Raw genomic sequence first — 12,852 nt, 5'->3', positions numbered from 1 at the left:
CGCTAGTCTATAGAGCGCGCCTCGCCGCGATGGCAGCGCTGCGGCGGATGGCAGGTGAGACTGCGCGGGTGGCAGCCGGCTCAGGCGAGCGGCGCCAGCGCCCCGTCGATGAAGACCTTCAGCTCACCCGGCTGGAAGGCAATCCAGGGCTCGTCGCAGGTCAGCGGTTCGGTGGCGATGACGGCCACCTGATCGCGGCTCGTCGTGTGCGTGGCGAAGTCGACGCTGAGGTCTTCGTCCTTCAGCCGCGCATGGCCGAACGGGTGGCGGCGCAGCAGGTAGTGCAGGTTCGTGGAGCCGTGCGCCCACAGCGCCTGGCCGTTGGACAGCAGCATGTTGAAAGTGCCGTGCCGGTTGAGCTGCGGCATCAGCTCGGCCAAGGTGCGTGTCAGTTCCTCGATGCTGGGCACATTGTGGTGGGCCTTGGCCATCTCCTGCATCAGCCAGCAGAAGGCACGCTCGCTGTCGGTCTGGCCGACGGGCTTGAATGCGGCATGTAGGCGCGGGTTGAAGTCCACCAGATTGCCGTTGTGCGCGAACACCCAGTAGCGGCCCCACAACTCGCGCTGGAACGGGTGCGTGTTCTCCAGCGATACCTGGCCCTGCGTCGCCTTGCGGATGTGGGCGATGACGTTGTCGCTCCGGATCGGGTAGTGCTTGACCAGTTCGGCCAGCGGCGAACTGCGCGCGCTGTGGTGGTCGACGAAGTGCCGCAGGCCGTGGCCCTCGAAGAAGGCGATGCCGAAGCCGTCCTTGTGTTCCTCGGCCCGCGTGGCGAGGCCGGTGAAGCTGAACATCACGTCGGTCGGGGTGTTGGCATTCATGCCCAGCAGCTGGCACATGGCGTCAGGACCAGGAAAACAGCAGCCGCGACAGCCCGCGCAGGCTCACCAGCGCGCCGGGGCTGCTGGTCTCGTTCAGCACGCCCTGCATCTTCTGGCGCAGCCGCTCGCTGCGCTGAGCGCGCCAGATCAGCAGGTCGCCGATCCACGGGTGGGCATTGATGCGGTTGGCCTTGGCATAGGTCTCGAAACGGGGCTTCAGCGCGGCCAGCGACTGCTCGTAGGCGGCGCGTGCCGCGGCCTCGTCCTGCCCGTGCTGCGCGATCGCTTCGGCAGCCAAGATGCCGGTCTCCAGCGCCTTGCCGATGCCTTCGCCGGTGAGCGAATAGGTGCTGCCGGCCGCCTCGCCGGTGACCAGCAGGCCGGGCCGCGTCCAGCGCGCGCCTTCCAGCGAAAAGCGCAGCGGCGCCCCCTTCAGCTCCCCGACCATGCGGCCTTCGCGCATCAGCTCGGCAGCCAGCGGATAACTCTCGACGAAGGCATCGAACATCGCGCGGAGATTGATCTGGCGGTTCTTGTGCCCCTTGCCATCCCCATCGCTGACATGGCTACCGGCCACGCCAACGCCGATGTTGTAGAGATCGCCCGGCGCCGGGAAGATCCAGCCGTAGCCCGGCTTCACCGCGTCGCTCCAGGCGATATCGAGCTGGCTCTGCAGGCGCGAGGACAGGCCGGGCGCGTGAACATAGCCGCGCATCGCGATGCCGCTGGGCGTCTGGCGTTCGCACATGCCCGCGGCGGCCAGGGCGCCCGGCACGGCACCGGTAGCCAGGACGACCCAGTCGGCCGCGATCTCATGCTTCTGCCCATCGATGACGAGCCGGGCGCCGCAAACCTTGCCCGCAGCATCCACCAACGGCGCCTCGAAGCTCGCCGGCGCCAGGAAACGCGCACCGGCCTCCTGTGCAGCCTCGTTCAGCAATTGGTCCAGTTCCCGACGCGGCAGCACCGCGATCGGCGCCGACAGCTCGAGCCGCCCACCGCCCCGGCCGGTGAACGAAATCTGGCCCAGACGCTTTGCGCGCGCCAGCACGCGATCAAGGAGACCCAAACGCTCCAGGGCCGCGTGCGTGTCCGGAATCAAGCCATCGCCGCAAATCTTGTCGCGGCCGAGGGGCTGTTTGTCGACAAGGAGGACGTCGTGGCCGCGCTGGGCGAGCACACGGGCGGCGGCGCAGCCGGCGGGGCCGGCGCCGATGATGAGGATCTCGCAGCGGGCGGGCGGCACGGGCGCTGCAGCAGACACGGGTACATCTTTGGCGATCATGTTTGCATTGTGTCTGTCTTCTTGGAACGCGCTACTGGGTAGCGATGCGAGGGGCTCACAAAACAAGAATGCCCCGCAACACGGTTGCGGGGCATTTTCCTAGAGACCTCCGCTATGTGCGTAGCCCCCTGGGGTCGTAGCGACTTACTTGAACTGGTACTTCAGGCCCAGCGAGTAGTACCGGCCCATCGCACCGGACACGTCCATCGGGTTGTAGTTGATGCCACCGTAAGTCACAGTGTCCAGCGGCGCAACGCGATCGAACACGTTCTGGATCGATCCGTAGAGTTGCAGGCTCTTCGTGATGTTCCAACGGCCGGTCAGGTCCAGCGTGTAGAAGCTCGGCAGCTTCGCGCACGACTCGGAACCATCCAGCCGGCCCAGGCTCAGACAGGTGTCGTCAGCCTTCTCTGCGGTGTTCTTGATGCTGCTGCGCCAGTTCAAGACGCCCGTCAGCCCGAAGGTCGCGGTCTCCCAGGTCACCGCCACGTTGGCCTTGTCCTTCGGCGTGCCGATGCAGTTGGACACGTCGCAATTGCCATGCGTGCCGACATAGTCGTGCGTGACACCGTCGTTCACGAGCTCCCACTTCCTGTAGCGCGTCCAATGCAGGTCGGCCTTGAAGCGGCCGACTTCCGCGACCGTCCAGCGGTAGCTGGCGTCCACGTCCACACCGCTCACCGTGGTGCTGCCCGCATTGATGAACGGCGCGTAGGCCACGATGATGCTGCCTGAGTTGGGAATACCTGGCAGGTTGTTGTCGGAACGGACAACGTCGGGCCGGTCGAATGCCTCCTGGAACGAGATCGTCTGGATCTGGTCGCGCTTCTTGATCTGCCAGAAATCGGCACCGAAGGTCATGCCCTTCACCGGCTCGGCAACGAAGCCGAAGTTGGTGTTCTTCGATTTTTCCGGCTTCAGGTCAGGGTTGCCCTGACTGATACCACCCGCAGCGCTGCCCGTGCAGTCAGCTTGAGTAGCACCGGACGCCAACACGCCTCCCGGGCAGCGAATCGGATCATGCGCACCCGAAGACGAGAAGGTTGCCTGCGCTTGCGGACTCGCCTCAGCCGGGTTCGGCGCACGGAATCCTTCCGAGTAAGAGGCACGCAGCACCAGTTGAGGCATCGGTGTGAACTTCACCGCGAGCTTGGGCGTCGTGGAATCGAAACTGGCGTAGTGGTCGTAGCGAACCGCACCCGTCAGTTCAACCCCCTTGAGCACCGGGGCCAGCAGTTCGCTATAGACGGCCCAGGTCTTCTCGTCGCCGAAGAAACCGTTGTAGCTTGCCATCACCGAGCCATCTTCGGTGCCGCTCAGCGAGGGTGCGACGAGCTTGAGCTTGCGATACTCCGTACCGATGGCAAGGCCCATTGGGCCGCCCGGCAGGGTCATCAGCTCACGAGAAGCCTTGGCATCGACGATGTCGAGCGTCGTCTTGCTCGCACTGCTGGCATTCACGAGTAGCGAGGCGCGCTGTGCGGCGGTGTTCAAGCCGGCATTAGCGCCCATGCGGTAGCCGAAGGTCGCAGAGCCTGGATTGTGGAACGCATCCATCACGCCTTGAGTGCTGAGCACTGTGTAGACCTGATCGAGCTTCGACTCGGAGTGCATCACGCCCGCATCGATATCCCAGCCGGCTGCCGTACCTTTGACGCCCGCCACGATCCGCGAGATGTCGGAGTCATTGGTGCGACGCTGCGGGCCGAATTCCCCGAAGGCATAGCGGAAGCGCACCGGAGTTCCGAACGGATTGTCCGGATGCTCTGCTGCCAAAGTCAGTTCGGGTACGTTGATGCCCGTGCCATAACCCCGCAGGCCATAGGGCCCGATGATCGTTCCAGGAGTTGTGAGCAAGCTCACATCAAAGCCCGTCTTGTTTTTGCCGTAACTCAGTTCGGCATAGGCTTCCCAAGCGTCGCCGAGGGCCACAGAGCCGCGGGCAAAGATCGACAGATTCTGTAGCTTGGGCTGGAAACTGCGGAACTGCCCGAAGTCGAAAGAGCACCCGTTGTCACCATCGAACCCGGGCTGGATCGCGCCGGGTATAGCCGAGGTGCACGGAGAGACCAATTGGTAGGCAAGGGTGTTGGGGTTACGGATAATGCCGGCCGGCGTAGGCCTCACCGTATTGCCCGTCTGATAGCCATCGGTCCACTGAGTGGCGAAAGCGTCATAGCCCCAGGGCCGCACGTCGCCCTTGCCGATGTACTCGCGATTGCGGTCGCGATAGTGGATTTCGTCGTTCTTCGACACCTCGATGTTCAGCAAGCCATTCCACTTGTCACTCGCGAGATCACCCGCGCCCATCGTCAGTGCCGCCTTGGTCCGGTTGCCATCACCATAGCGCGAAGAGCCCGCCTCGACCTTGCCCACGATGCCGTTGAAGTTCCTGCGCAAGATGATGTTGACCACGCCTGCCAGCGCGTCGGAGCCGTAAATGGCCGATGCACCATCCTTCAGGACTTCGATGCGCTCAACCGCTTCCAGCGGGATCGTCGACAGGTCGGCGAACATCTTCTGGAAGTCATCGGCACGCGGATAGGGCGCCAGGCGGCGGCCGTTCAGCAGCACGAGGGTGGCATTGGCACCGAGACCGCGCAGCGAAATCGCCGTGGCACCCGCAGCGAAACCGTTACCAAAGCCGGTCGGCAGTGAACCCTGGCCGTCCAGCGACAGCGACTGCAGGTATTCGGTCAGCGTCGCCTTGCCGGAATTGGAGATCTCCTCCCGCGTAATCGCCAGGATGGGATTCGCGCCTTCGGCGTCGATCCGCTTGATGTTGGAGCCCGTCACGACGACACGCTCGAGTTGCTGTGACGCATCCTGCTGCGCATGCGCCGGAATCGCCGCCATGGAAGCGACGACCGCAAGATAGATGGGATTAAGTTTCAAAATGTTTCTCCTCAGAGGACAGGCTCGGCGGTAGTGCTCTAGCTGAATGATGGGTCGACCCTAGGGCGAGTCGGCACAAGGTAAAGTTTTGCTGCCACAGGGCCGCAATCCCCCCCGAGGTTTCCCGTTGACAGAAACAAAATATGCTTTATGTTGCCTATTTGATACGCAATGTATCCATATGCGAATGCGGCCGAAGTTTTTCTCAGTGCTGTTCGGCGACCGGCAAACGTCCACTGCTGGCTAATACGTTCGACGCAATAGGCCAGCGAGCGTCAACAAGGCGGAGACACGGCGGGCAGCCAGTCTTGCGTCGAGCACCGCCAATTCGCCATGTCTCCGCAGCTTTCTGTGCAGATGATCTGCCAGCCCATATTTGGGCGCCTATCGAACAACCGGTGCGGCGGCAGAAATCAAACTCAATCCCGGCGTTGCACATGGGCAACAACATAGCCCAACCCATGCCGGAAGTTAGGGCTCAGTCTTCCGCATTTCTTACATGTCGGAGTCCGAAAAAACACCTTATTTATCAATGCCTTACAAAAGGCATTTCAAAACTTCAGCGGCGATGGCGCGGTCGCTCGCGCCGCTCCCTTCATGTAGATGTAGCGAGTTTCCCGGGGACGACATGGCCTAGGTCACTCCCCACAATCGCGACCTCAGTCCGCCAGACCTGTCTTTCGTTACCTTGAATGCAAGTCGTTTGGCGAGCTTCGTTGGTTTACAGACCCCCATTTTTTCTTCGGAGAAGTCATGCACAAACGTTCCCAAGTCTCACTTGCCGCGCTGCTTGCGCTCGGCCTTGTGGGTTTTGCCCATGCTCAAGATACGCAGCTCGAGCGCGTTGAGGTCACCGGATCACGCATTCGCCAAGTCGATGCCGAGACCGCTCAGCCGGTTCAGAAGATCACTTCGGCTGAGATTCAAAAGAGCGGCCTGGTGACCGTTGGCGACATCCTGAACCAACTGTCTGCAGCCGGCACTCCGGATTTCAGCAAGGGCTCAGCCTTGGCCAGCAACGCCGAAGAAGGCGGCCAGTACATCAACCTGCGCAATCTGGGCTCGCAACGCCTGTTGGTGCTGGTCGACAGCAAGCGGTGGACCCAGTCGATTGCGGGTTATACCGATCTGTCTACCGTCCCGTCTGCACTGATTGATCACATCGACGTCCTGAAGGACGGCGCTTCCTCGATCTACGGCTCTGATGCCATCGCCGGTGTTGTCAACATCATCCTGAAGAAAAGCATGGATGGCGGCAGCGTGAGCGTGTACTACGGCGCGAACCAGAAGGGTGATGGTCAGACGACTGACGCCTCCGTAACTTTTGGTGCCAGCAACGAGCATTCTTCGTTGATGTTTGGCGCGAACTTCAGCCAGCAAAAGCCGGTCTGGGCGCGTACCCGCGACATCACCTCGCAAAGCTACGGTACCGGCCCGGACCAGTATGGTGCCGGCTTCGGTGCAGGTCCCTGGGGGCGCATCAACCCCGTCAACCCGGTCACTGGCGTGGTCGAGCCCGCGAAACTGGCCAATGGCTCCCCCAACCCGGCCTATTTCAACAGAGTCCTGAATCACACGGGCACTGCAACGAGCGTAGGCACCGGCTCCGCATCGAATGATCCGGCCAACTACCACAATGGCGTCGATCCTCTGGCCGACACTTACAACTCGAGCCAGGACATGATGTTCCAGATCGGCACCGAGATGAAGTCGATCTTCACCAAGGGCACGATCGACATCACTCCGTCGACGCGTTTCTCTGCAACGGCCATGTTTGCTGACCGAACCTCGACTGCCCAAGTCGCCGGTTATCCGTTGAACAGCACTAGCCAATCGGGCTATCCCGTCTACATCAGCAAAGATAGCTACTACAACCCGTATGGCAATCAAGCCGTCGGCAATACGACCGGCACGGGCGGTGTGGATCTGTTCTTCACGCGCCGAACGATTGAAGTGCCTCGCGTGACTGTGAACAACAACCGCGCATCTCACTTCGACATGGGCCTCGACGGAGACCTGACCCTTGGCGGCAAGGCCTGGAACTGGGACGCTGGCGTGAACTTCAGCAAGGCAGCCGGCAATGAAGTCATGACCGGCAATTTGAACTTGCCGAACCTGAAGAAAGCCCTCGGCCCATCCTTCAACAATAACGGTGTCATCCAGTGCGGCACTGCTGCCAACCCGATCGGATTGTCGAGCTGTGTGCCGTTCGACATTCTCGGTGGCCCGTCGGCCTCGACAGCGGCCGCTTTGGCGTACGTGATGTCGACCAGCCAACTTAGCTATGGCAGCACGGTCAAGAGCATCTACGGCAACTTGAGTGGCGAGATCTACCGTCTGCCTGCCGGCCCTCTGGCCTTGGCGGTGGGCGTGGAGCGTCGCGATGTGTCGGGCTACAACGTGCCCGACCAGATCGATCAGGACGCTTTGACGACCAACCTTGCCGGCAACAGCACTTATGGCAAGTACAACGTCAAGGAAGCCTATGCCGAATTGAACGTGCCGATCTTGAAGGGCGTGCCGGGCGCAGAACTGCTGAGCGTTGACCTCGCTTCGCGCTACTCCGACTACAGCAGCTTCGGCAACACGACCAACAGCAAAGCCAGCATCATGTACAAGCCGGTCAAGGATCTGCTGACACGTGCGACCTGGGCTCAAGGCTTCCGTGCACCGACGCTGGGTGATACGTTCGGCGGCGGTTCTCAAACCTTCGATACTTTCCTGGATCCTTGCGATACGGTCTACGGCGCAGCCAAGACCGATGCGGCGGTTCAGGCGCGTTGCGTTGCTTCAGGTACCAACGCAACCTACCGTCAGGTCAATCAAGCGGGACAACCGATCCCGAGTGCAGGCGGCACGCAAAGTATCACGGCCTTCAACGCCGGTGCGGGCAATGCCTTCCTGACGCCTGAAACGGCCAAGACGCTCACCGCCGGCTTCGTCTACAACCCGTCCTATCTGCCAGGCCTCAACATTGGGCTCGACTGGTATCGGATCGACATCAAGAACGTCATCACTGCGGTCAGCGCCACATACGTTGCAAACCAGTGCTTTGTGCAGAACATCTCTTCGTTCTGCTCGTCGATCAAACGAGACCCCGCGACAGGCCAGATCATCAATCTGTCGCGCGGCAATGCCAATCTGGGTGAGTTGCTGGCCGAGGGCTATGACTTGGAGGTCGACTACAAGTTCCGCCCGACCAGCTTCGGCCAGTTCGCATTGCGGAGTGCCACGAGCTTCGTCACCAAGAATTCGTCACGCAGCGACATGACGGCACCGCTCGAGAACGAGGCCGGCGGCTTCCCGTTCTACAAGGTGAAATCGAACATCACCCTGGACTGGAGCTACCAAGCATGGTCGGCCACCTGGACGACCCATTACTACAGTGGCTTCAAGGCTCAATGCTGGGACAACGACGACACATCCACCTGCTCCAACGGCCAGGCTACCTGGAACAGTCCCGTCAACGGCGACGGTGTCACGGGCTACAACAAATTCGGCTCGGTGTCCTACTCTGATCTGAGCGTGGGCTACAAGTTGCCCTGGAAGGGCTCCATCATGGTCGGCGCGAACAACGTGTTCGGCAAGAAGCCGCGAATCAACTACGACGCGACGCTCAATTCGTCGTCGTCGTCGGTGGATCCGGATCTGCCAATCGACCGTTTCTACTGGGTCCGTTACAGCCAGTCGTTCTGATCTCGCAGTCGAACTCACAAGAAGGGTTCGACTCTTGATTCAAGAATGCGAAGGCCCGCCATCGGCGGGCCTTTTTCTTTGTCGCGATTGCTGCCGATTGACCGCTGCCTATGCAGCCTTTACTTTCAATCGCCACGCATGCAGCAGCGGCTCCGTATAGCCGCTCGGCTGGACCAAGCCCTTGAAGACCAGATCCAGCGCTGCCTGGTAAGCCGCCCCTTGCGGGTTCTGCGCCAGGCTCTTGTACGCCGCGTCACCCGCATTCTGCTGATCGACCACCGCCGCCATGCGCGCATAGGTGGCGCGCATCTGCTCGTCGCTCACCACGCCATGAAGCAGCCAGTTCGCGATATGTTGGCTGGAGATCCGCAACGTTGCCCGATCTTCCATCAAGCCGACGTTGTGGATGTCCGGCACCTTCGAGCAGCCGACGCCCTGGTCGATCCAGCGGACGACGTAGCCCAGGATGCCCTGCACGTTGTTGTCCAGTTCCTGCTGGATGTCGGCGGCGGACCAGTTGGGCCTTGCCGCGACCGGGATCTGCAGCAGCTTGTCCAGTAGCGCCGCGTGCTCGGCGGCGGCGTCGATCTTCTCCAGTTCCTGCTGGATCGCCGCCACGTCGACCTGGTGGTAGTGGAGCGCATGCAGGGTCGCCGCGGTCGGTGACGGCACCCAGGCGGTGTTGGCGCCGGCCTTGGGATGCGCGATCTTCTGCTCCAGCATCGCGGCCATCAGGTCGGGCATGGCCCACATGCCTTTGCCGATCTGCGCGCGGCCGCGCAGTCCGCAGGCCAGGCCGGTCAGCACGTTGCCGCGCTCGTAGGCTTGAATCCAGGGCGTGGACTTCATGTCGCCCTTGCGCAGCATCGGGCCGGCGTGCATCGCGGTGTGCATCTCGTCGCCGGTGCGGTCGAGGAAGCCGGTGTTGATGAAGGCCACGCGCGCCGATGCGGCGGCGATGCAGGCCTTCAGGTTGACGCTGGTGCGGCGTTCTTCGTCCATGATGCCCAGCTTCACCGTATTCTGCGGCAGGCCCAGCACCGCCTCGACGCGGCCGAACAGTTCGGAGGCGAAGGCCACTTCGGCCGGGCCGTGCATCTTCGGCTTGACGATGTAGACCGAACCGGTGCGCGAGTTGCCCTTGCGCTGCAGGTCGTGGATAGCGATCGCAGTCGTGACGACGGCGTCCATGATGCCTTCCGGAATCTCCTCGCCCTTGTCGCCCCAGAGGATGGCCGGGTTGCTCATCAGGTGGCCGACGTTGCGAACGAACATCAGCGAGCGGCCATGCAGCTTCACCTCGCCGCCGTTCGGGCCGGCGTACACACGATCCGGGTTCAGGCGGCGGGTGATCGTCTTGCCGCCCTTGCTGAGCTCCTCGGTCAGCGTGCCCTTCAGGATGCCCAGCCAGTTGGCGTAGCCGAGCACCTTGTCGTCGGCATCGACGGCGGCGACCGAGTCCTCCAGGTCAAGGATCGTCGACAAGGCCGCTTCGAGCACCACATCGCTGACACCGGCGGCGTCGCTGGCACCGATCGGCGTGCTGCGATCGATCTGGATGTCCAGATGGATGCCGTTGTGGACCAGCAGCACCGAGGTCGGCGCAGCCGCGTCGCCCTGATAGCCGACGAACTGGGCCGGCGTGGCCAGGCCCGCCATCGCACCGCCGGTCAGGCTCACCTGCAGCTGGCCGTCCTTCACGGCATAGCCGGTCGCATCCTTGTGCGAGCCCTGCGCCAGCGGCACTGCCTGATCCAGCACTTGGCGGGCGAAGGCGATCACCTTGGCGCCGCGCACCGGGTTGTAGCCGCGGCCCTTGTCGGCGCCGTCGGTCTCGGGAATGGCATCGGTGCCGTACAGCGCGTCGTACAGCGAACCCCAGCGCGCGTTCGCGGCGTTCAGCGCATAGCGTGCATTGAGGATGGGCACGACCAGTTGCGGGCCGGCCTGCGCGGCCAGCTCGGCGTCCACATTGGCCGTCGTCGTCTTCACATCCGCCGGCACCGGCACCAGATAGCCGATCTTCTCGAGGAAGGTCTTGTAGGCCGGCATGTCGGCGATGGGGCCAGGGTGCGCCTTGTGCCAGGCGTCCAGTTCCAGTTGCAGGCGATCCCGCTCGGCCAGCAGGGTGGCATTCTTCGGCGCAAGGTCATGGACGATGGCATCGAAGCCTTTCCAGAAGTCGGCAGCGCTGACACCGGTGCCGGGCAGGACCTGCTCCTCGATGAAGCGGTGCAGGACGGTGGCGACCCGGAGGCCATGGACTTGGGTGCGGTCGGACATGGGGAACCTCAATGATGGGGAATGGCAAGAAATTTATGCGAGATCCCTGTCTCGATTCATACACGCCAATGCATGGAATCCATAACTAAACTGCGGGAATCCAACCTTGGACACCGATCATGGACCGCCTCAAACAAATCGAATCCTTCGTCGCCGTCGCCACCAAGGGCAGCCTGACCGCCGCCGCGCTGGGTGAAGGCGTGGCGCCGGCGGTGATGGGCCGGCGCATCGATGCGCTGGAGGAGCGGCTGGGCGTCAAGCTGCTGGTGCGCACGACGCGGCGCATCTCGCTGACGCACGAAGGCAGCGCCTTCCTGGAGGACTGCCAGCGCGTGCTGGCCGACATGGCGAACGCGGAATCCAGCGTCAGCGCCGGCGGCGTCAAGGCCAGCGGGCACCTGCGGATCACTGCGCCGGCCGGCTTCGGGCGCCGCCACGTGGCACCGCTGATCCCGGAATTCCTGGCGCGGCATCCGGACGTCAGCGTCTCGCTGAACCTCAGCGACCGGGTCGTGGACATCGTCAACGAAGGCTTCGACTGCGCGGTGCGCGTCGGCGACCTGCCTGATTCCAGTCTGGTCAGCACGCGGCTGGCCGACAACCGGCGCCTGTGCGTCGCCACGCCCGGCTATCTGAAGCGCGCCGGCACGCCGAAGCACCCCTCGGAGCTTTCCAGGCATTCCTGCCTGACGCTCAGCTCCGACGCCAGCCAGACGCGCGGCTGGGCTTTCATGGTGGACGGCGGGCTGACGCACCTGCGCCCCAGCGGACGGCTCGATTGCAGCGACGGCCAGGTGCTGCACGACTGGTGCGTCGCCGGCCTGGGCATCGCTTGGCGCAGCACCTGGGAGGTGGAAACCGACATCGCGCAAGGGCGCCTTGTCAGTGTGCTCGACGCCTTCGCCGCCGCGCCGAACGGCATCTACGCGCTGTTCCCGCACGCCAAGCACCTGCCGCTGCGGGTGCGGCTGTGGATCGACTTCCTCAAGATGAACTACGGCAGCGCGGCGTACTGGTCGCCGGCTGCCGCAAGAGAGAAAAGCTGAGGAAAGAAAGAACCGCGCGGGTCAGGACTTGCCGGCGGCCGCGTCGGCCGTGCACTTCTTGACGAAGCTGTTCTTCGCGGCGCCGTGCAGCTTCTTGTCGGCGGCCTTGGTTTCGCAGGCGGCGTTGCCGGCCGGCGCCGAGGCGGCGGCATCGGCATTGCACTTCTTCAGGAAGCTGGTCTTGGCGGCGCCGTGCAGCTTCTTGTCGGTCGCCTGGGCATCGCAAGTCGCATCGGCGGCATGGGCGGCCGCGAAGCCCAGGGTCAGGGCGGCGGCGAACAGGATGCGGGGCAGGGATTTCATGCGGATTCCTCTCGGTGTGATCGGCCATCGGGGCCGGGCTCATTCAAGCATGCCCCTAGGACAGGAGCAAGACGGGCTTGCATGGCTGTCTCCGCAACGCACGCGACCAAAGCAAAGGGGACCCGCTGAGGGTCCCCTTGGTATCCGTTTGCAACAACGATGCAATCACTGCTTCTTGGCGCTCAGGCATTCCTTCATGAAGGCCTTGCGTTCGTCGCCCTTCTTGCCGGCGGCCTTGGCGTCGGCGTTGCAGGTCTTCATCTTCTCGCGCTGCGCGGTGCGGGCCGGCGAGGGTTCGGCGGCTTTGTCGGTGGTTTTGTCGGCAGAGTCCTTCGCCCAGGCGGCGCTGCCGGCGAGGCTGGCGAGAGACAGGGCGACGACGGTGATCAAAGTCTTCATGGCGGCACTTCCTTGCCCGATCGGGCGTTGCGGTTGATGGGAAGGCCATTCCAGCAATGCGCCGGCGTGCGGGCAATGCTCGTCCTTGGGGGCGCGGCGCGCCACTTTTACCCGAGGCGGG

General features: G+C 63.1%; 8 protein-coding genes. 2 read left to right on the top strand and 6 right to left on the bottom strand.

Annotated features, from left to right (window positions below):
- Window positions 1–80: 80 nt before the first annotated feature.
- From SNE35_RS30495 to SNE35_RS30485, 3 genes are all read right to left on the bottom strand, one after another.
- Window positions 81–842 carry a class II glutamine amidotransferase gene (locus tag SNE35_RS30495; protein ID WP_320426840.1) on the bottom strand — a complete coding sequence of 254 codons (762 nt, stop codon included), beginning with the start codon at window positions 840–842 and terminating at the stop codon, window positions 81–83.
- A gap of 4 nt (window positions 843–846) precedes the next feature.
- Window positions 847–2,109, bottom strand: coding sequence for an NAD(P)/FAD-dependent oxidoreductase (locus tag SNE35_RS30490; RefSeq protein WP_320426839.1), 1,263 nt, complete (start codon window positions 2,107–2,109; stop codon window positions 847–849).
- A gap of 144 nt (window positions 2,110–2,253) precedes the next feature.
- Window positions 2,254–5,004: a TonB-dependent receptor gene (locus tag SNE35_RS30485; RefSeq protein ID WP_320426838.1), complete on the bottom strand. Its 2,751-nt coding sequence runs from the start codon at window positions 5,002–5,004 to the stop codon at window positions 2,254–2,256.
- A gap of 753 nt (window positions 5,005–5,757) precedes the next feature.
- Here SNE35_RS30485 and SNE35_RS30480 point away from each other — a divergent pair.
- Window positions 5,758–8,700 (top strand): TonB-dependent receptor plug domain-containing protein, encoded by a 2,943-nt coding sequence (locus tag SNE35_RS30480; RefSeq protein ID WP_320426837.1) that lies wholly within the window; start codon window positions 5,758–5,760, stop codon window positions 8,698–8,700.
- Window positions 8,701–8,808: 108 nt separating this feature from the next.
- Here the strand turns inward: SNE35_RS30480 and SNE35_RS30475 are convergent, their stop codons facing one another.
- On the bottom strand, window positions 8,809–10,983 hold the full coding sequence (locus tag SNE35_RS30475; protein ID WP_320426836.1) for a malate synthase G: 2,175 nt from the start codon (window positions 10,981–10,983) through the stop codon (window positions 8,809–8,811).
- Between the two features lie 119 nt (window positions 10,984–11,102).
- Between SNE35_RS30475 and SNE35_RS30470 the strand changes: the two genes are divergently transcribed.
- Window positions 11,103–12,029, top strand: a complete 927-nt coding sequence (locus SNE35_RS30470) for a LysR family transcriptional regulator (RefSeq protein WP_320426835.1) — start codon at window positions 11,103–11,105, stop codon at window positions 12,027–12,029.
- Between the two features lie 21 nt (window positions 12,030–12,050).
- Here the strand turns inward: SNE35_RS30470 and SNE35_RS30465 are convergent, their stop codons facing one another.
- Together SNE35_RS30465 and SNE35_RS30460 are read right to left on the bottom strand one after the other, a co-directional pair.
- Window positions 12,051–12,332 carry a hypothetical protein gene (locus SNE35_RS30465; RefSeq protein ID WP_320426834.1) on the bottom strand — a complete coding sequence of 94 codons (282 nt, stop codon included), beginning with the start codon at window positions 12,330–12,332 and terminating at the stop codon, window positions 12,051–12,053.
- A 165-nt stretch (window positions 12,333–12,497) separates the two neighbouring features.
- The gene (locus SNE35_RS30460; RefSeq protein WP_320426833.1) at window positions 12,498–12,731 is read right to left on the bottom strand and encodes a PsiF family protein; all 234 of its coding nucleotides are present in this window, start codon (window positions 12,729–12,731) and stop codon (window positions 12,498–12,500) included.
- Window positions 12,732–12,852: the final 121 nt, after the last annotated feature.

The sequence above is a fragment of the Roseateles agri genome (genome assembly GCF_034043675.1).
Taxonomy (GTDB): Bacteria; Pseudomonadota; Gammaproteobacteria; order Burkholderiales; family Burkholderiaceae_C; genus KK5.
The sequence above is the reverse complement of the archived record's forward strand: the minus strand, read 5'-3'. Positions and strand labels throughout refer to the sequence as shown.

Coding starts and splice junctions, on each gene's coding strand:
- SNE35_RS30465 (WP_320426834.1), bottom strand. CDS start 12,332: ATGAAATCCCTGCCCCGCATCCTGTTCGCCGCCGCCCTGACCCTGGGC.
- SNE35_RS30480 (WP_320426837.1), top strand. CDS start 5,758: ATGCACAAACGTTCCCAAGTCTCACTTGCCGCGCTGCTTGCGCTCGGC.
- SNE35_RS30495 (WP_320426840.1), bottom strand. CDS start 842: ATGTGCCAGCTGCTGGGCATGAATGCCAACACCCCGACCGACGTGATG.
- SNE35_RS30490 (WP_320426839.1), bottom strand. CDS start 2,109: ATGATCGCCAAAGATGTACCCGTGTCTGCTGCAGCGCCCGTGCCGCCC.
- SNE35_RS30460 (WP_320426833.1), bottom strand. CDS start 12,731: ATGAAGACTTTGATCACCGTCGTCGCCCTGTCTCTCGCCAGCCTCGCC.
- SNE35_RS30470 (WP_320426835.1), top strand. CDS start 11,103: ATGGACCGCCTCAAACAAATCGAATCCTTCGTCGCCGTCGCCACCAAG.
- SNE35_RS30475 (WP_320426836.1), bottom strand. CDS start 10,983: ATGTCCGACCGCACCCAAGTCCATGGCCTCCGGGTCGCCACCGTCCTG.